Source organism: Pseudomonas sp. ASL9 (genome assembly GCF_056680335.1).
Map to the genome: position 1 here is coordinate 3820910 of NZ_CM155277.1, position 18600 is coordinate 3839509.

Here is an 18600-nt window from a genome sequence, read left to right on the forward strand (position 1 = left end):
GGATGCTTGCACCGTTGCTAACTGAGGAGTCATGTCATGCGGGCTTTGATGGGTTTGTTGTGCTTGGGGCTGGGTGTCGGGGCTCAAGCCGCCGATACGCAGTTGAATATCTACAGCTGGTCCGAGTACGTCCCGGAGTCGGTATTACAGCGTTTCAAGAATGAGACTGGAATTGAGGTCAAATACGACGTCTTCTCCAGCGCCGATGAGCAGGACAGCAAGTTGCTCACTGGAGGCAGTGGTTACGATGTGGTGTTTCCCTCCGCCAACTCACTGGCGGTGGCGATCAAAGCCAAGGCTGTGCAACCGATCGAGCACGCGCAGTTGACGCATTACACCAACCTCGACCAGGACCTGCTGCTCAAGTTGGCTTCCAGTGATCCCGGTAATCAGTATGGGGTGCCTTACGCCTGGGGCACGGTGGGCCTGGGCATCAACAAGCAGGCAGTGGCCAAGCGGATTCCCGATGCGCCGGTGAACAGCCTGGATCTGTTGTTCAAACCCGAATACGCCAGCAAGCTCAAGGATTGCGGCATCGCTGTACTGGATTCTCCGCAGGAAGTGATTAGCATCGCGCTCAACTACCTCGGCCACTCGCCCTACAGCACTGATGCAAACGAGCTGAAACAGGTACAGCAACTGCTCGCCCAACTGCAACCGAACCTGCGTTATGTCAACAGCAGCCGGGAGATCGACGACCTGGCCAAAGGCGAGGTTTGCCTGACCCTAGTCTACAACGGCGACGCCTCTACGGCCGCAGCCCGAGCCAGTGAGTCCAAGCAGCCGTTCGAGGTGATCTACCGGATTCCGCGCGAAGGCACGTTGATCTGGTTCGACTCCATGGCGATTCCAGTGGATGCGCCACACCCGCAAGCCGCGCGGGCCTTTATCGACTTCATGTTGCGCCCGGAGTCCATTGCCGCACTGACCAATAGTCTGTTCTATGCCAACGCCAACAAGGCCGCCACGGCGCTGGTCGATACGGCAGTCACCAGTGACCCGGACATCTATCCGTCGCAGGAGGTCCGTGCACGGTTGTTCAGCGAGAAACTGCTGCCGCTAAGCGTGCAGCGTGAACGCTCACGTCTGTGGACCACGTTCCGCACCAAAATTTGAGGAGTCCGACATGGAAGTATTTCAGGGTAACGACCAGGCCATCACCCGTGACAGTTTGTATGGCACCCATTCCGAACCCACCTACGCCGGCGTTACCAGCTTCATGCGCCGGCGCTACACCAGGGATCTGCGCGGCGTCGATCTGGTGGTCAGCGGCGTGCCGTTCGACACCGCCACCACCAACCGCCCAGGTACCCGTTTCGGGCCGCGGGCGATCCGTGCGGCCTCGATCCAGAGTGCCTGGGAGCGCCATTATCCATGGGAGTTCGACCCCTTCGACCATCTGGCGGTCATCGACTACGGTGATTGCAACTTCGATCATAGCCGGCCGCAGCAAACACCGGCGGCCATCGAAGCGCATGCCGACCACATCCTTGAAGCCGGCTGCGCCATGCTGACCCTGGGCGGCGATCACTTCATCAGCTATCCACTGCTCAAGGCCCATGCCAAAAGGCACGGCCCACTGTCACTGGTGCACTTCGATGCACACAGCGATACCTGGCCGGATGCCGACGACAGTGTGCAGGGCATTAATCACGGAACAATGTTTTATCACGCCGCCCTCCAGGGATTAGTGGATCCATCCCGCTCGGTACAGATCGGCCTGCGCACCACCAATGATGACGTGATGGGCTTCCAGGTGATCGACGCCCGGCAGGTGCATCGCAACTCGCCGGAGGTGATCGCCGAGCTAATCCGTGCGCGGGTAGGTGATAACCCGGTGTACCTGACCTTCGACATCGACTGTCTCGACCCAGCCTTCGCACCCGGCACCGGCACGCCGGTCTGCGGCGGGTTGAGTACGCATCAAGCGCTAGAGATTCTGCGTGGCTTGCGAGGCATCAATCTGGTCGGTATGGATGTGGTGGAGGTTTCGCCGCCTTACGACAACGCCGAAGTGACTGCGTTGGCCGGTGCGACCATCGCCATGGAAATGGTTTGCTTGTACACCGCCCGGCACAAGCTGTAGGTGCGCCACGCCGGGCGTGTTAACTAGGCAGGGTTATCTGTTACGACTGAAAGCCCGAATGAGGCGGTGTAGACTGCAAAACATGCATTCATGCCGTTTCAGGAAGGAGAAAACCTTTGAAATTTTGGTCGGTACTCGTGCTCTGCCTTTTACCATTGGGTGCGCAGGCGCTTGACGTCGGCGAGCAGGTGGCGCCATGGACGTTGCTCGATCAGTTCGATCAGGCCTATACCCTGAATGATCAGGCGCAAACACTGCTCGTCGCCCGGAGCATGGGCGCCGCCAAGGTGGTGAATGCGGCGTTGCAGGGCAAACCGAAGGGTTATCTTGAGGCACGCCATACCGTATTCGTTGCCGATATTCAGAAGATGCCGGCAGTGGTTGCCAAGCTGTTCGCGGTGCCCGCCATGCGCGCTTATTCCTATCGGGTCATGCTCGATCGCGAAGCCCGGGTCGTGCCGCGTTACGCCGGTGATCCCGACAAGGTGCTATGGCTGCAGTTGCACAACGGACAGTTAGTCAAAGAACAGCAATTCAGCACGGCCGATGAGTTGCGTGCAGCACTTGATCAGCCATGATCAGCGCGCACGTCCTGTCCTCGGCAACCATGACCCTTGGCTGGCTGCTGTATATGCCCGTGGTGCTGTGGGCGGTATGGCGTTCGCCGTGGGTCGAGCTGTTTACCGACAGTCGCCGCCAGCATCTGCTGTTCGGGACGGTCTTCGCGCTGTTTCTGCTATGGCTGGTGCGGCGCGATTTTGATACCGGTGTGTCGTACCACTTCATCGGTATGACCGCCGTCACCTTGGTGCTTGATTGGCCGTTGGCGATTGTCGGTGGGCTGGTGGCGCAGCTGGGTTTGGTGGCGCTGGGGCGACAGGATCTTGCTGCGCTGGGCGTGAATGGCATTTTGCTAGTCGTGTTGCCGGTGCTCGTGACCGAAGCCTGCGCGGTCGTGGTGGAGCGGGCGCAACCGAAAAACCCCTTCGTGTATATCTTCTGCTCAGGCTTTTTAGCCGCTGCATTGTCGGCCTTGTTGTGCCTGTTGCTGGGGCTAGGCGTGCTGTGGTGGGACGGCTTGTTCGCCATGCCGGAGTGGCTGGAGGATTTTATCGGCTATCTGTGGCTGATCATTTTTCCCGAGGCGTTCATCAACGGCATGGTGATCAGTGCGCTGGTGGTTTATTGCCCTGAATGGCTTGAGACGTTCAACCGCACCCGCTACCTGCAAGCCCCGTGGAAAGATGAGGGGCCGCGCAAGGGTGATCGCTGATCGTGACAATCAGCGATCACGCTTGATCACTGCTCGCGTGACGGTAAATCGCCGGAGAACAGTTCGTCTTCGGCATCCGGGCTGACGGGGATCGCATTTTCTCCTGCAGCCCAAGCGCCCAGATCGATCAGCTTGCAGCGATCAGAGCAGAAAGGGCGAAACGGGCTGACAGTGCCCCATTCCACGGGCGCGCCGCAGGTTGGGCAGTCGATGGTCATGGGTTTGCTCATGGTTGGCCTCCACGCAAGGTTAAATAAAAGTGATGCAGGCGCTCGACTTCGCTTTTCAGCCACGCGGGATCGCGGTCGTTGATCAGCACATCATCGGCATGACTCAGGCGATGTTTGCGGTTGGCCTGAACCTTGAGAATGGCCTGCACCTGCTCTTCGCTGGTGTTGTCGCGCTGCATTGTGCGCTGGATCTGCAACGGCTCCGGCGCATCGATGACCAGCACGCGCTGAACCAGCTTGTACTGGCCAGACTCCACCAGCAGCGGCGACACCAGGATCGCATAGGGCGACTCGGCGCGGGCCAGGTAACTCATTATCTCCTGGCCTATCAGCGGATGGAGCAACGTTTCCAGCCAGCGGCGTTGCTCGGGGTCTTGAAAAATCAGCCCGCGCAGTGCGCTGCGATCCAGTTGACCATTGGGCTGAAGCACCTTGGCGCCAAAATGCTCGACGATTTTCGCCAAGGCCGGGCGACCGGGTTCAACCACCCAGCGTGCGGCATTGTCGGCGTCCACCAAATGAACGCCAAGGTCGATAAAGTGCTGCGCCGCAGCGCTTTTGCCACTACCGATGCCGCCGGTAAGGCCTAAAGTCCAGTGTTTGAAAGCAGGGTTGGTCATTTGAAACCGGCGAACTGCAGGTAGGAAGCGGTTATTTGACCACCCCAGAGCAAAGCAATCCACCCTGCAATGGCCAGATAAGGACCAAAGGGGATCGGCGTGCTGGTTTTGGCATTGCGCAACCGCAGCAGAATCAGGCCCAGCACCGCACCCACCAGCGACGACAGCAGAATCGTCAACGGCAGAATCTGCCAGCCACCCCAGGCCCCCAGCATGGCCAGCAACTTGAAGTCACCGTACCCCATGCCTTCCTTGCCCGTGACCAGCTTGAACAACCAAAACACCAGCCACAGGCTCATGTACCCGGCCACTGCGCCCCACAAGGCGTCGTGCAGGCTGGTGAACAGGCCGAAGGTGTTCACGATCAAACCCAGCCACAACAGCGGCAGCACCAGCGCATCAGGCAACAGTTGATGCTCGGCGTCGATCAAGCTCATCGCCAACAAGCCCCAGCTCAACACCAACATCGCCGCCGCCGGCCAGCCAAAACCGAAATGCCAGGCGACAAAGGCCGAGAGCAAACCACAGGCGAGTTCAACCAGCGGGTAGCGCTTGCTGATGGGGGCTTTGCAGCTGGAGCATTCACCACCGAGGAACAGGTAGCTGATGACCGGCAGGTTTTCCCAGGCGCGAATGGTGTGCGCGCAGTGGGGGCATTGGGAGTGGGGGAGCATGAGGTTGAACGTTGCGCCGATGGGCTCGGCGGGCAGCCCCAGTATTTCGCGGGCCTGGGTTTTCCAGTCGAGTTCAAGCATTTTTGGAAGACGGTAGATCACTACGTTGAGGAAGCTGCCGATCAGAAGGCCCAGGATCAGGGTGGATAAAACAAAGGCCAGCGGTGAGCTGGCCAGGAAATCGAGGAGGGGCATGTTTAGACCACAGAACCGAGCTTGAAGATGGGAAGGTACATGGCGACAACCAGACCGCCGACAACGATGCCGAGAACCACCATGATAAAGGGCTCCATAAGGCTGGTCATGTTATCGACCATGTTGTCGACTTCGTCCTCGTAATAGGTAGCAACCTTGTCGAGCATTCCGTCAAGCGATCCGGACTCCTCGCCAATGGCCGCCATTTGGATGGCCAAGGTAGGAAACACGCCGGTAGTGCGCATGGAAAAATTCAACTGCATGCCGGTTGAGACGTCTTGCTTGACCCGAAGTACCGCGTTCTTGAATACAATATTGCCTGTCGCGCTGGCCACTGAGTCCAGCGCTTCGACCAAGGGCACGCCGGCAGCAAAGGTCGTAGACAGTGTGCGAGCGTATCGGGCGACCGACGATTTATAAATAAGCGGGCCAATAATCGGTAATTTCAACAGGCCCCTGTCCAGTCCGTCGCGAAACCGTTGCGAATGTTTGTGTGCATATTTGAAGCTGAAAACGGCGGCGACAACGGCTGCAATGGCGATCCACCACCAATCCTGCAACAACTGGGACAGGCCTATCACCATCAGGGTAAACGCTGGTAACTCTGCACCAAAGCCAGCAAAAACAGTTTGAAATTGTGGCACTACTTTGATCAACAGAATGGCCGACACAATAAAGGCTACGACCAATACCGCGATGGGGTAGGTCATGGCTTTTTTGATTTTGGCTTTCAGCGCTTCGGTTTTCTCTTTGTAGGTCGCGACCCTTTCCAATAAGGTCTCTAGCGCACCAGCCTGCTCCCCGGCGTCCACCAGACTGCAATAAAGATCGTCGAAATATTGGGGTTTCTTGCGCAGCGCCGTGGCAAAACTATTGCCTGCGGCCACCTCCTGTTTAATGTCCTCCACCAGCTTTCGCATCGTAGGGTTATCAAAGCCTTCACCTATGATGTCGAAAGATTGCAGCAGCGGAACACCGGCTTTCATCATGGTCGACATCTGCCGGGTAAACAGGGCGATATCCAGCGGTTTGATTTTTTTCCCGGCACTAAAAATCGAAGTGGATTTTTTGCGTACTTTACTGGGCGTGATGCCTTGTTTACGCAACAGCGCCCTGATTAATGCCGGGTTGTGCCCACTTAATTCACCCTTCAGTTTGGTGCCTTTCCGGTCGATGCCTTCCCAGGCGTAAACACTGACTTTGACTGCTATGGTCGCCATGTTCAGTCCTTGGTGACGCGGTTGATTTCTTCAAGGCTCGTAAGGCCCTGCATGGCCTTCATCAGGCCGGACGTACGCAGGTCATTAAAACCGTCTTTACGCATCTGGATACCGATATCGATGGCGTTGCCTTCCTCCATGATGATCCGTGAAAGCGCCGGGGTGTTTTTAACCACTTCGTAAATCCCGATACGGCCTTTGTAACCGCCATTGCAATGCTCGCAACCGACGGGGGCATAAATTTTGAAGCTGCCGATACGATCCGCGGGGAACCCTTCCTTGATCAGGGTTTCACGCGGAATATCGATTTCTTTTTTGCAATAGGTACAGAGCTTACGGGCCAGACGCTGGGCGATGATCAAGTTGATCGCGGTCGCGACGTTGAACGCTGCCACACCCATGTGGTGCAAGCGGGTCAGGGTTTCTGCCGCGCTGTTGGTGTGCAGGGTGGACATGACCATGTGCCCGGTCTGCGAAGCCTTGATCGCAATTTCGGCCGTCTCCAGGTCGCGAATCTCACCGACCATGATCACGTCCGGGTCCTGACGCAGAAACGCACGCAATGCCTGGGCAAAATCCATCCCCTGTTTCGGGTTGACGTTAACCTGGTTGATGCCTTCCAGGTTGATCTCCACCGGGTCTTCCGCAGTGGAGATGTTGATGTCCACGGTATTAAGAATATTCAGGCCGGTGTACAGCGAAACGGTTTTACCCGAGCCCGTGGGGCCGGTCACCAAAATCATGCCCTGTGGCTGCTTCAACGCCGCCAGGTACAGCGCTTTTTGATCGGGTTCATAACCCAAGGCATCGATACCCATCTGGGCACTGGACGAGTCGAGAATCCGCATGACGATTTTTTCGCCCCACAAGGTGGGCAACGTGTTGACTCGAAAATCGATCGATTTGGTTTTTGAGATGCGCAGCTTGATCCGGCCATCCTGCGGCCGGCGCCGCTCGGAAATATCCAGCCCGGCCATCACCTTCAAGCGCGCCGCGATTCGGTTGGCCAGATGGATTGGTGGTTTGGCGACTTCATGCAATATACCGTCGGTGCGCAGCCTTACCCGGTAGGATTTTTCGTAGGGTTCGAAGTGCAAATCCGATGAACCCAGTTTGATCGCGTCCAGCAGCATCTTATTGACGAAACGCACCACCGGCGCATCGTCGGCATCTTGCCCGGCGATGGCGTCCTGTTTCTTGTCGTCGGCAACCCCAACGTCCAACCCTTCTAGATCGACATCGGCCAGGTCGCCCATGTCGGAGGATTGGCCATCGAAAAATTTGTCGATGGCGTCGGTAAGTTTGTCGTCCTCCACCAGAATGGCTTCGGTGGCAAGGCCGGTGTTGAACTGGATATCAGTAATGGCCTGGTGGTTGGTCGGGTCCGAGATCCCGACGAACAGCTTGTTACCCCGCCGCCACAGGGGGATCACATGATGCTGACGAATCAGTTTTTCGCTGACCAGTTCTTTGGGTAAGCTCTCCTTGTCCAGGCTGCCCAAGTCAAGAAACGGCACACCAAATTGCTCGGAAGCAATTTCGGCCAGCACCAGGCTCTTCATCAGCTTGTTCTGCACCAGATAACTGACGAGGGAAACTTTGTCTCGCCGGGCTTGTTGATAAGCCTCCTGCGCAGTTTTTTCGTTGAGCAGTTCGGACAGCACCAATTGCTTGGCCAACCCAGTTAAAATGACATCAGCCATAAAGCCACCAGACACAGACAGTGTGAGGGTTATAGCGCAGTCGGGCAGCGCTGCCAAATACATGGATAGAAAGTGACGAAAATTGTCACTTAATACTCCCCTTGGAGTGTCAGCATTGAGAACGCATTCACGGAAAAGCTGCATTTCCTGTGTGATTCACAATTTGGCATGTACCGTGCTTTCTTCAGGAAGGACAATACTTAATTGACGTTGGAGACGTACTCATGAAGGCTCAAAAGGGCTTCACTCTTATTGAATTGATGATCGTTGTAGCGATCATCGGGATTCTGGCAGCTGTCGCAATTCCGGCATATTCAAAATATCAAGCCAAGGCAAAAATCACCGCCGCCCTGGCTGAAATTACGGCACTTAAGCCTGGGTTCGAAGACGTTGTTAATCAGGGCGTAGCTCCTGATGTGACATCGATCGGTGGTGTCGCCTCAACGGCGAACTGTGGGTTGGTCGTTACCGGTGCAACTAGCGGCGCAGGTACTCTTGTCTGCACCTTGGCCAACGCCCCGCCGGCGGTTTTTGGCAAGACGATCACACTTACTCGCGGAACTGATGGCTCTTGGGCCTGTTCGACAACGGCAACGGGTGATTACATTCCAAAAGGATGCCCATAGTAATCTGCGTCAGTTGATGCTTCAGACCCTTGGTTCGTAGGTGATGATAAAACGCCTCGCTTGAGAGAGTGAGCGTTTTGCTCTAGCTTCACCCTACATCCGCCGAAATAGCTCAGTCCGGTAGAGCAGCGCACTCGTAACGCGAAGGTCGTAGGTTCGATTCCTATTTTCGGCACCAGCGTCAAAAAAAAAGCCCGATCAACTGATCGGGCTTTTTCATGTCTGGCGGAAAGTCAGAGGCTCAGGCGCATCGACAAATCCACGGCCTTTATATCCTTGGTCAGTGCTCCAATGGAGATGTAGTCAACCCCGGTTTCGGCGATCGGCAGCAGGGTGGTGTCGTTGATGCCGCCGCTGGCTTCGAGTTTGGCGCGGCCGGCGGTGAGGCGGACGGCTTCGCGCATGTCGTCCAGGCTCAGTTCGTCGAGCATGATGATGTCAGCGCCTGCGGCGAGGGCCTGGTTGAGTTCGTCGAGGCTTTCGACTTCGATTTCCACGGGTTTGCCGGGGGCGATTTTGCGGGCGGCGGTGATGGCCCGGGCGATGCCGCCGCAGGCCGCGATGTGGTTTTCCTTGATAAGGAAGGCATCGAACAGGCCAATCCGGTGGTTATGGCAGCCGCCGCAGGTAACCGCGTATTTTTGCGCCATGCGCAGGCCCGGCAGGGTTTTACGGGTGTCCAGCAGCTTCACCTGGGTATTGGCCACTTTGTCAGCGTAGTGCTGTGCGCGAGTCGCGACGCCCGAGAGCATCTGCAGGAAGTTCAGCGCACTGCGTTCGCCGGTGAGCAATGAGCGCGCCGGGCCTTCCAGCTGGAACAACGCTTGATTGGGCGTGACCCGTTCGCCATCAGTGACGTGCCAGCGCACGGCAACACGGGGGTCCAACTGACGAAAAACCTCGTCCACCCACGCCGTGCCGCTGATTACTGCGGCGTCGCGAGTGATAACGGTAGCGTTGGCGAGGCGGTCTGCGGGGATCAATTGGGCGGTGATGTCGCCACTGCCAACGTCCTCAAGCAACGCGCAGCGCACGTTTGCTTCGATTTCGGCAGTCAGGTGGGCGAGGCGTAGATTCGGCATAGCGGGCTCCACTTACTAAGTGGCCCGAGTATAAGGCACCCCACCGCAGCAACCCACCCCATGACACGCCCCTTATCTGATGCCTTGGCATGCAGTTGGTCGGTTTTATTGAGGGGGGAGTGATGGATCGCGATTTTTAGGGTCTACCAACGCATATCATTTCACGCGGGGCGAAAAGTCCTGCTGGCATAACAGACAACGTTTGCAAGATAATGCGACTTGCAATTGACGTCACGACTTTGACGTAAGTCGAATTTCAAAGCGAATCGCTTTATAGACAGACGTTACGCGTTTGCCTGGAGGGGGGTTGCGGATGTTTTCTAGAGGAAACCTCAATGCAAAACGACGGAAAAGTGGTGCCGCTGAATAAAGCGGCCCCTGAGCACGTGGTGAGTTCGCCGCTGGTCAGGCTGCCCGTCGTACTCCTGCAAGTCCGTGACAAAGCCGCGCAGCAGCTCAAAGACGCGCTGCAAACCTTGTTCGATAACGCTGACGACACGTTGTTCGAGATGGCGGATCGGGCGCACAACAACGTCGAGCAGAGCATCTTCTTCGAGGCCATGCGCGACCTGCGCCTTAAGCGCAAAAGCATTGAACGTGGTTTTCTCGACACGTTTTTCGAGGCCTTCCTGCGCCTGGGACAATACGAGGTCAACGAACCGGTCCTTGCGGCGCCAATGTCTTATGACAAGCTGGCGCTGGTGCATAACGATGATCTGGAAAGAACCGTCGCTGTGGATGCGATGGTTTCCAAGGTCCTGAGTCGTGATGGCATGGCCCTGAGTCAGTTGACCACGCGACTGAATACCCTTATCCACAAGACCTTGAGCGACGAGACCAACCCCATGGGTCCGGCGTTGTTGTGTGATTTTTTTCTGCAGGCCGGGCGTAACCTTGGCGCGGAAATCAAGGTCAAGCTGATCATCTTCAAGCTGTTTGAAAAGTTCGTACTGGCCGACGCTGATCAGCTGTACGCCGACGCCAACCATTTGTTGATCGACAACGGTATTCTCCCCGAACTCAAAGCCGTGCCTGCCCGTCGTGCCATTGACCGTGCGGCCACTGGCGTGCATTCGTCCCGCGCCGCTGAGGAGATCGTTTCGCCCGGCGTCAGTAAAAAGCTCGAACAGGACGTGCAGGAGGTGTTTGCCGCGTTGCAAGAGTTGCTATTGCTCGTACGTGGCCGCGTCGCGCCCGTGAATGCGGCCAACGCTGAAGCCAAGCCGATTTCCAGTCAGGACCTGTTGCGCCTGTTGTCGTATATGCAGCAGCACGTGCCGACGGAGGACACCCAGGACGATTTCGATCTGCGCAGTCAGTTGGATCAGTTGCTGGCGCGCGCCAGTGCGAAGAGCGGCAAGTTTCGTGTGGTGTGCGTGATTGATGAGGACGTGATCAATCTGATCGCGATGCTCTTCGAGTTCATCCTCGATGACCACAATTTGCCGGACTCGCTCAAAGCGCTGATCGGGCGGCTGCAAATCCCGATGCTGAAAGTGGCGGTACTCGACAAGAGCTTCTTCAGTCGCGGTAGCCATCCGGCACGGCGACTGCTCAATGAAATTGCTTCTGCCTCGTTGGGCTGGGGTGGACGCGATGATTATCAGCGCGACAGTCTGTACCTGCGTGTCGAGCAGATTGTGCAGCGCCTGCTCAATGATTTTGTCGACGATCCCGCTATTTTTTCGGAATTGCTCGCGGATTTTCTGGTCTTCACCGGCGATGAGCGTCGGCGCAGTGAGCTGTTAGAGCAGCGTACCCGTGATGCCGAAGAGGGCCGTGCCAGGGCTGAGTTGGCTCGCCAGCGCGTGCAGGGGGAGTTGAACCAGCGTCTGCTGGGCAAGACTTTGCCCGAAGTGGTGGTGCGGTTGCTTCAGGACGCCTGGAGCAAGGTGCTGTTGTTGATCTGCTTGAAGCACGGCGATCAGTCTGCGGAGTGGCACGCCGGCCTGGGTGCCATGGACGATCTGATCTGGAGCGTCGAGCTGCATGTAGAGACCGAAGCGCGTCAGCGTCTGCTGGATCTGGTGCCCGGCTTGCTTAAGTCTTTGCGCGACGGCTTGACCAGTGCAGCCTTCGACCCGTTCGCGACCAGCGCGTTTTTCAGTCAGTTGGAAGTCCTGCATGTACAGGCCTTTCAGTATTTCTCACGTCAGCAGGATGCTCAGGAAGACAACCTCGCAGCCCCCGCGCCGATGGCCGAAATGGTTGCAGTGGTCGAAGAAATCATCCTGATTGCGCCGGGAGTACAACACCTCGGCGAACCTTCGGTTCACCTGGCAGCCGACGATGTCGCCTTGCTTCAGGTCGACGCGCTGCGAGTGGGTTGCTGGGTGGAAGTGCAAGAGGATGAAGACCACGCATTGCGCTGCAAGCTGGCGACCATCATCCAACCGGCGGGCCGTTATATTTTCGTTAACCGCACCGGCATGAAAATCCTGGAAAGGACTCGCATGGGCCTGGCCGTGGAGTTTCGCCGTGGCGACATCCGCGTGCTCGACGACGCGCTGCTGTTTGATCGGGCGCTGGAATCGGTGATCGGCAATTTGCGTCGGCTTAAACATGATTAACCTGCCGGCCTGACAGCCTGTGTGGGAGCGAATTCATTCGCGAAGGCATATCAGACACGGAATATTGCTGCCCTACTTCCACCTATCGCGGGCATACTTGCGCTTATCGATTGGTTCGTTCAGGGAAGCCTTCATGCAGCTGGATTCCGCAAGCGGTTGGTGCCACGGCGTGCACCATTGCCCGTCGCCCAATTTCAATGCGCGACCCGAGGCTGAAGTTTCGCTGCTGGTGATCCACAACATCAGTTTGCCGCCCGCTCAGTTCAAGACCGGCAAAGTCCAGTCGTTTTTTCAGAATCAACTGGATGTCACAGAACACCCCTATTTTGCAGGTATTGCTGATTTACGCGTGTCGGCGCATTTTTTGATCGAGCGCGACGGGGTCGTCACTCAGTTTGTCTCCTGTCTGGACCGCGCCTGGCATGCCGGTGTGTCCAGCTTCGAAGGGCGCGAAACGTGCAATGATTTTTCCATTGGGATTGAGCTGGAGGGCACTGACGAGGTGCCGTTCACTGACGCCCAATACGCTGCGCTGATCGAGTTGACCCGGCAGTTGCAGTCGTCATTTTCGACCATCACCACGCAGCGAATCTGCGGTCATAGCGATATTGCTCCGGGACGCAAGACTGATCCGGGTCCATGCTTTGATTGGGCGCGCTATCGAGCTGCTTTACAGGATTGAAGTGAGGGACAGGTATGAGTTTTCTGGTGTTACTGCTGGCAGTCTGGATAGAGAAATTTTCGGCCCTGCGCCATCGCGTCCAACGTGACGGGTTGTGGCTGCGGGAGTTGGTCAAGCTGGAGGCCAGCCCGCGTATAGGCACCCGACCCTGGCTGATTTTGGCGTTGATGGTGCTGTTGCCCGTGTTACTGCTGGCGCTGCTGTTGATTGTGCTGCAGCCGGTGGCGTATGGCTGGTTGGCTTTTCCGGTGCACTTGCTGGTGTTGATCTACAGCCTGGGGCGCGGCGATCTGTTGGCCACACTGGGGCCCTTTCGCGATGCCTGGCGCAGAGGTGACGAGCAGGCCGGTAGCCATGTGGCGGAGCGTGACATGGGGGTGCGCGCCGAGGATGGCGAGCAACTGCTCGAAGGCGTTCAGGGTTATTTGCTGTGGCAGGCTTATCAAAGCTTCTTTGCGGTGATCTTTTGGTACTTCCTGCTGGGCCCGGTCGCGGCCTTGAGTTATCGGCTATTGGCGCTGGCCGCTGAGCACGGGAAAAGCCCCGCGTTGATCGAGCGCGCCGGTCAGTTGCGGCATGCGTTCGATTGGGTGCCGGTGCGCTTGCTGGCCGCCAGTTTTGCGCTGGTCGGCAATTTTGTCGCCGTCAGCCGATTGATGCTGCATGAACTGCTCAACTGGAACATCAGCGCCGCGCAATTGGTGGAAAAAACCGGCCGTGTTGCCGGTGAAATCCCCGCGCCGGTGGTTGGTGCCGATGGCGTCGCCAGCCTTGATGCGCTCTGGGAACTGCTGCTGCGCGCAGCGGTGGTCTGGTATGCGGGCTTTGCGTTGTGGACGTTGCTGGTCTGATCGTTTCCTTCTGATAGACCGCGTTGGCTTCTTCGCAGGCAAGCCTGCTCCTGTCAAACTGCTTTTTAATTATTTAAAAACAATGAGTTGGCGCTGTGTCTTGGGTGTATATCCGGCATTGGGGTGTGCTGGAATTACGGTTTCGCTCTTACAGCGAGGAACCTTTTTCAAACACCAAAAAGGTCCCGTACATTGCCCCTCCATACGGGTCTTCGCTGAGGCTCAGACTGCCCTCGCTCCGGCGTTGCTCCGGGGGTCGCCGCAAGGGGCCGTCCCTGGCCCCGTGCGGCTAACTCGGCGTCTTGCCTCGTTACCCCCTGCGCAACGCCTGCGCTCGGCCTCCTGGAAAAGGGGCCTGACCGTAATTCGGCAGTCAATTCACACAAAATCCCAAAGGCAGATCAAAATCCTGTGGGAGGGCCCGCTCCGTATTCGACGCCGCGCTGTCGCGGAGCAAACGCGGTCCCGCTCCTATCAAACAACAGATAACTCATTGAAAAATAAAGAATAAATCTTATTAAATTTTCAGCCAAACGCTGATCCCCTGTAGGAGCTGCCGAAGGCTGCGATCGCCCCGGGGTCGCGTCCGACGGAACCGGTCGTTTTCTTGATACCGCTGAAGGTCGTGCCGACCTTATCGCAGCCTTCGGCAGCTCCTACATCTATGGTTACCCCCTTTGCTGCGCGACAGCGCGGGCCCTCCTACCGTTTTAGTGTCGTGTACACGCGCTGCATCCTCCCCGTTTACCTTTAGTTACAAAGCCCCTGATCGATATCAGGTATATAGGTCTCATCGTTAAATAGTGGCTTTGCGCTATTTAGCGATGACTCGTGGCACCTAATAAAAATAAAGAAAAGGGAGACTTCTTGTGAAGAGCCTTTTGTACCCGGCCATTGCGTTGATGAACCGTCTGAGCTTCGCGATGAAGTTCACGCTCATCAGCATCTTGTTTTTCTTGCCCATGCTGGTCACCAATTTTTATCTGGTGCGCGATGCCTATCACGAGTTCATTGGCACCCGAACCGAGCTGCAAAGCATTGAGCTGCTGGGCGCCAGCCTGTCCTTGCGTCGAGATCTGGAGACGTTGACCAATCTGGTCGAGATCAACGCCGTGCTGGGTCAAACCGGGCGATTTGCGGAGTTGAACACGCGTATCTCCGCTCTGGAAACCACGCTGTTGGGTACTTTGCAGGGCCTGACCCCGCTGTCGGCAGATCCTGCGCAGATCGTCGCCTTCAATAGTAAGCGTGATGAACTGATCGCTGATTTCCAGGCACAGCAGCGCGAGTCTTCGCTGCAAAGCAAAAGCGGGATGATAGAGCGGCTGCTGAACAAGGCTCAAACCTTCAGTAAGATTGTTGCCAGCCAGGCCGGTCTTAGTCAGGACGGCAGCAGTGATGTGCGGCAGCTGACCGAACTGATCACCAGTGTCACCCCGACGATCACCCAGACCATCGGTGATGGCCGCGCCATGGGTTCTTATGCGTTGGGCCAGGGGATGATCAACTCATCGGCCAGTACCCGATTCGATGACCTGCTGCAGAAACTGGAAAAACTTCAGGGGGATTACGCCTTGAAACTGCAAGATGCCCTTGACGGTAGCCCGGCTGCGCGCAAAGCGCTGGAGGCGGTAGCCAGCGCCAGCCTGGCGACACTCAAACAAAGCAGCGAGCTGTTCGAAGCGCAGGTGGTTTCGGCCGATACCCTGGATGCGCCGTGGCAGAAATTCTATGAGCAGACCACCGGGTTGATGGCGCAAACCTACCAACTCAACGACGCGACCCTGGCGTTTCTCAATCAGGAGCTGCAAGGGCGACTGGTGAAAAATCGCCTGCACATGATCGTGCTGGTGGCAGCGCTGGCCGTGGTCTTTTTCCTGATTTTTTACCTTTATGGTGGCTTCTATGCGTCGACCCGGACGACGTTGCGCCGACTGGGTGAGGTGATGGACAAAGTGGCAGCGGGCGACATGACCGTCAGCTTCACGGCCCACAGCCGCGATGAATTGGGCGAGCTGGGCCAGGTATTCAACGGCACCGTGGTGAAAATTCATGCCCTGATCGAACGGGTGGGCCATACCGTCACAGAGGTTGAGCGCCAGGCCAGCCAGGTCGAGTCGGTGTCGGCGGTCAGCAATCAGGCGGTGGCGGGGCAGCGTAGCCAGATCGAGCAGGTTGCCACCGCCATGAATCAGATGTCGGCGACCGCGCTGGAAGTGGCGCGCAACGCGGCAGCAGCGGTGAGCAGTGCGCACAGCGTCAATCAGGAAACCGTGAGTGGTCGAGGGTTGGTCGAATCACAGCAGGGCAGCATCGCCCGGCTCGCCAGTGAGATCGATCAGTCAGTGCGGGTGATCAATCAACTGGCCAGTGACAGTGCATCCATCAGCCGTGTGCTGGACGTGATCAAAAGCATCGCCCAGCAAACCAACCTGCTGGCGCTTAATGCGGCCATCGAAGCCGCCCGTGCGGGTGAGCAAGGCCGAGGGTTTGCCGTGGTTGCCGATGAGGTGCGCACCCTGGCCAAGCGCACGCAACAGTCCACCGAAGAAATTGAACAGATGATCGCTAAGCTGCAAGGCGGCGTTGGCGCAGCCGTCAAGGCCATGGGCATCAGTCATGAGGTGGCCAATGGTACCGTCGGCCAATCGGAAAGGGTCCAGCGTGCGCTGGAAAATATCCTCGGCGCGGTGGGCATGATCGTCGATCAGAACCAGCAGATTGCGGCAGCTGTTGAGCAGCAGACGGCGGTCGCCCACGACATTGATCGTAACATCGTCGAGATCCACCGCGCCGGCGAGCGCACGGCTGAGGGTGCGAATCAGACTGAGCACGCCAGTCGTCAGCTGTCGGCGCAGGTGGTGGAGTTGAAACAGCTGATCAACGCGTTTCGGGTATGAGGGTATTCAGCGAGTAACGCGAGCAGTGCCTTATTGCCAGTGGAACACTTCGCACGCATTACGGGTGCTGGCGTCGGCCAGATCGTCGGCCTGCATGCCCATCAGCTCTGCCAGGGTCCGGCAAATATCAGGCAGATGCTCCGGGCTGTTGCGCTGGTTCGGGTACATCGCGGGGGGCATGTCTGGCGCGTCGGTCTCCAGCACCACACTGTCCAGCGGCAGGTTGGCGAGAACCCGGTGCATACGCAGTGCTTGCGGCCATGTCGCGGCACCGCCCAAGCCCAGTTTGAACCCGAGCTTGATGTACTCCCGCGCTTCTTCCAGGCTGCCGGCAAAGGCGTGGATGATCCCGCTGCGTTCTGGCTTGTAGCGTTTGAGCGTGGCGATCACGTGTGCATGGCTGCGCCGTACATGCAGCAGCGCGGGTAGCTTGAAGTCGACAGCCAGTTGCAGTTGCGCGTCGAAAAGCGCTTGTTGGCGCTCGCGGTCCAGAGATTCGAGGTAATAATCCAGGCCGATTTCGCCGACTGCACAGACTTGCCGATGGCCCTTCAGGCGCGTCAACCAGTCGCCCAGCGCCGTCAGGTGCTCTGGACGGTGCTCATCGAGGTACACCGGATGCAGGCCGAATGCCGCGTACAGGTCGGCATCGCTTTGCACCAGGTCCCACACGCGCTGCCAGTTGCGCTGATACACGCCCAGCACCACCAGCCGTTGCACACCCAGGCCCCGACAATGGGCGAGTACCGTATGGCGATCGGCGTCGAAATCCGGGAAATCCAGGTGGGTGTGGGTGTCGATCAGCGCCATGCTCAGGCCTCGTGAATCCGCTGCTTGAAGGTCCTTGCAATGGCATGAACGCCAGGTTGGTAGTCATCCTTCTCGATGGCGGCCAAGGCCAGTGCCAGTGCTTTCTCGGCGATCAGTTGATGTTGCTGGGCCATGGCGTTGACCGGCAATGGCAGGAAATCCAGTAATTGCGTGTCGCCGAACGTGCCCAAATGCAAGTGTGCGGGGTTGAGCGCGTGGCTGTGGAGCAGGTCGAAAATACCCTGCAACAGCACGTAGGACGTGGTGACCAGCGCATCGGGCAAATACCCCAGGCGTTCGAGCAGGTTGCCGGCCAAACGCCTGCCGCAGTCGCGGCTGAACGCCTCGCCATGTTCGAGCATGACCGCACCGCTGAAGCCTTCGAGCGCCTGTTGAAAGCCTGAGGCACGGGCGCGGCTGACACTTAGCTCGGGCTGCGCACCGATCAGCGCGATATGCCGCGGTAGCGGGCTTAACAGGCTGCGGGTAAGTTGCAGGCTGGCGTCATGGTCATCGCTGACCACTGAGCAAAAGCGTGTGGCGTCCATTTCCCGGTCGATGGCGATGATCGGCATCCCCGCTGTCTGCAGCTCGCTGTAGCTGTCATCACTGTCTGGCAGGCAACTGGCGACGAACAAGGCATCGCAGCGCCGGGCACGAAACAGCTGTAACAATTGTAGCTCGCTGGCAGGCGCATCATCTGAGCTGGCGATCAGCAGTTGATAGCCGTGGGCGCGGGCGCCTTGCTCCAACAGCTTGGCGATGCGTGCGTAGCTGGGGTTTTCCAGGTCCGGCAGGATAAAGCCGAGGGTGCGGGTGTGACGGCTGCGTAAACCAGCGGCCTGCGGGTTGGGGCGGAAGTCATGCTCCTCGACCACCTTGCGCACGCGCTCGACTGTGGCGGTGCTGATGCGCTGCTGTTCGGCCTTACCGTTGATCACATAGCTGGCGGTGGTAACCGAAACCCCGGCCAGGCGAGCAATATCAGTGAGTTTCAACCCGAGAGTTCCTTTTGTTGTTTGTGTGCTCACCGTGAAGCTCCCTGCTCTTTTATGGGGGTCTTGAAAAAACTTCCATC

The 18600-nt window shown here is 57.7% G+C and carries 17 protein-coding genes, 1 tRNA gene and 1 pseudogene; 11 read left to right on the top strand and 8 right to left on the bottom strand.

What is annotated here, in order from left to right; all coding sequences use genetic code 11:
* Positions 1-36: 36 nt before the first annotated feature.
* From AC1ME2_RS17705 to AC1ME2_RS17720, 4 genes are all read left to right on the top strand, one after another.
* Complete coding sequence (locus AC1ME2_RS17705) at positions 37-1116, top strand: extracellular solute-binding protein (RefSeq protein ID WP_480435589.1); 1080 nt, start codon at positions 37-39, stop codon at positions 1114-1116.
* A 10-nt stretch (positions 1117-1126) separates the two neighbouring features.
* The gene (gene speB / locus AC1ME2_RS17710) at positions 1127-2086 is read left to right on the top strand and encodes an agmatinase (RefSeq protein ID WP_480435590.1); all 960 of its coding nucleotides are present in this window, start codon (positions 1127-1129) and stop codon (positions 2084-2086) included.
* Positions 2087-2202: 116 nt separating this feature from the next.
* Positions 2203-2664 (top strand): hypothetical protein, encoded by a 462-nt coding sequence (locus AC1ME2_RS17715; protein WP_480435592.1) that lies wholly within the window; start codon positions 2203-2205, stop codon positions 2662-2664.
* Positions 2661-3359 carry an energy-coupling factor ABC transporter permease gene (locus tag AC1ME2_RS17720; protein WP_480435593.1) on the top strand — a complete coding sequence of 233 codons (699 nt, stop codon included), beginning with the start codon at positions 2661-2663 and terminating at the stop codon, positions 3357-3359. The genes AC1ME2_RS17715 and AC1ME2_RS17720 overlap by 4 nt, the downstream gene beginning before the upstream one ends.
* A 26-nt stretch (positions 3360-3385) precedes the next feature.
* Here the strand turns inward: AC1ME2_RS17720 and yacG are convergent, their stop codons facing one another.
* Genes yacG through pilB form a run of 5 tightly spaced genes read right to left on the bottom strand, consistent with a single transcriptional unit; the run spans position 3386 to position 8001 of the window.
* Positions 3386-3589, bottom strand: coding sequence for a DNA gyrase inhibitor YacG (gene yacG / locus AC1ME2_RS17725; protein ID WP_480435594.1), 204 nt, complete (start codon positions 3587-3589; stop codon positions 3386-3388).
* Complete coding sequence (gene coaE / locus AC1ME2_RS17730) at positions 3586-4209, bottom strand: dephospho-CoA kinase (RefSeq protein WP_480435596.1); 624 nt, start codon at positions 4207-4209, stop codon at positions 3586-3588. The genes yacG and coaE overlap by 4 nt, the downstream gene beginning before the upstream one ends.
* Positions 4206-5078 carry a prepilin peptidase gene (locus AC1ME2_RS17735; RefSeq protein WP_480435597.1) on the bottom strand — a complete coding sequence of 291 codons (873 nt, stop codon included), beginning with the start codon at positions 5076-5078 and terminating at the stop codon, positions 4206-4208. The genes coaE and AC1ME2_RS17735 overlap by 4 nt, the downstream gene beginning before the upstream one ends.
* Positions 5079-5080: 2 nt before the next feature.
* Positions 5081-6298 (bottom strand): type II secretion system F family protein, encoded by a 1218-nt coding sequence (locus AC1ME2_RS17740; RefSeq protein WP_480435598.1) that lies wholly within the window; start codon positions 6296-6298, stop codon positions 5081-5083.
* A gap of 2 nt (positions 6299-6300) precedes the next feature.
* Positions 6301-8001 (bottom strand): type IV-A pilus assembly ATPase PilB, encoded by a 1701-nt coding sequence (gene pilB, locus AC1ME2_RS17745; protein WP_480435600.1) that lies wholly within the window; start codon positions 7999-8001, stop codon positions 6301-6303.
* Between the two features lie 224 nt (positions 8002-8225).
* Between pilB and AC1ME2_RS17750 the strand changes: the two genes are divergently transcribed.
* The gene (locus AC1ME2_RS17750) at positions 8226-8627 is read left to right on the top strand and encodes a pilin (protein WP_480435601.1); all 402 of its coding nucleotides are present in this window, start codon (positions 8226-8228) and stop codon (positions 8625-8627) included.
* Positions 8628-8728: 101 nt separating this feature from the next.
* Positions 8729-8805 (top strand) — tRNA-Thr (locus AC1ME2_RS17755).
* A 55-nt stretch (positions 8806-8860) separates the two neighbouring features.
* On the opposite strand, the gene nadC is transcribed toward AC1ME2_RS17755, so the two are convergent.
* Positions 8861-9709 (bottom strand): carboxylating nicotinate-nucleotide diphosphorylase, encoded by an 849-nt coding sequence (gene nadC / locus AC1ME2_RS17760; RefSeq protein ID WP_480435603.1) that lies wholly within the window; start codon positions 9707-9709, stop codon positions 8861-8863.
* A gap of 335 nt (positions 9710-10044) precedes the next feature.
* Between nadC and AC1ME2_RS17765 the strand changes: the two genes are divergently transcribed.
* The 5 genes and pseudogenes from AC1ME2_RS17765 to AC1ME2_RS17785 all read left to right on the top strand — a co-directional run bounded on the left by AC1ME2_RS17765 (position 10045) and on the right by AC1ME2_RS17785 (position 16712).
* Positions 10045-12279, top strand: a complete 2235-nt coding sequence (locus tag AC1ME2_RS17765; RefSeq protein ID WP_480435604.1) for a DUF1631 domain-containing protein — start codon at positions 10045-10047, stop codon at positions 12277-12279.
* A 133-nt stretch (positions 12280-12412) separates the two neighbouring features.
* Positions 12413-12961, top strand: coding sequence for a 1,6-anhydro-N-acetylmuramyl-L-alanine amidase AmpD (ampD, locus tag AC1ME2_RS17770; RefSeq protein WP_480435605.1), 549 nt, complete (start codon positions 12413-12415; stop codon positions 12959-12961).
* Between the two features lie 14 nt (positions 12962-12975).
* On the top strand, positions 12976-13812 hold the full coding sequence (ampE, locus tag AC1ME2_RS17775) for a regulatory signaling modulator protein AmpE (protein ID WP_480435607.1): 837 nt from the start codon (positions 12976-12978) through the stop codon (positions 13810-13812).
* Positions 13813-15650: 1838 nt separating this feature from the next.
* Positions 15651-15851: pseudogene (locus tag AC1ME2_RS17780) on the top strand (HAMP domain-containing protein); the annotation flags it as partial.
* Positions 15852-16007: 156 nt separating this feature from the next.
* Positions 16008-16712: a methyl-accepting chemotaxis protein gene (locus AC1ME2_RS17785; RefSeq protein WP_480442191.1), complete on the top strand. Its 705-nt coding sequence runs from the start codon at positions 16008-16010 to the stop codon at positions 16710-16712.
* Between the two features lie 30 nt (positions 16713-16742).
* Here AC1ME2_RS17785 and AC1ME2_RS17790 read toward each other — a convergent pair whose 3' ends face one another.
* Both AC1ME2_RS17790 and cra read right to left on the bottom strand, forming a co-directional pair.
* Positions 16743-17522: a TatD family hydrolase gene (locus AC1ME2_RS17790; RefSeq protein ID WP_480435608.1), complete on the bottom strand. Its 780-nt coding sequence runs from the start codon at positions 17520-17522 to the stop codon at positions 16743-16745.
* 2 nt (positions 17523-17524) lie between these two features.
* Positions 17525-18520: a catabolite repressor/activator gene (gene cra / locus AC1ME2_RS17795; protein WP_480435609.1), complete on the bottom strand. Its 996-nt coding sequence runs from the start codon at positions 18518-18520 to the stop codon at positions 17525-17527.
* Between the last annotated feature and the right edge of the window lie 80 nt (positions 18521-18600).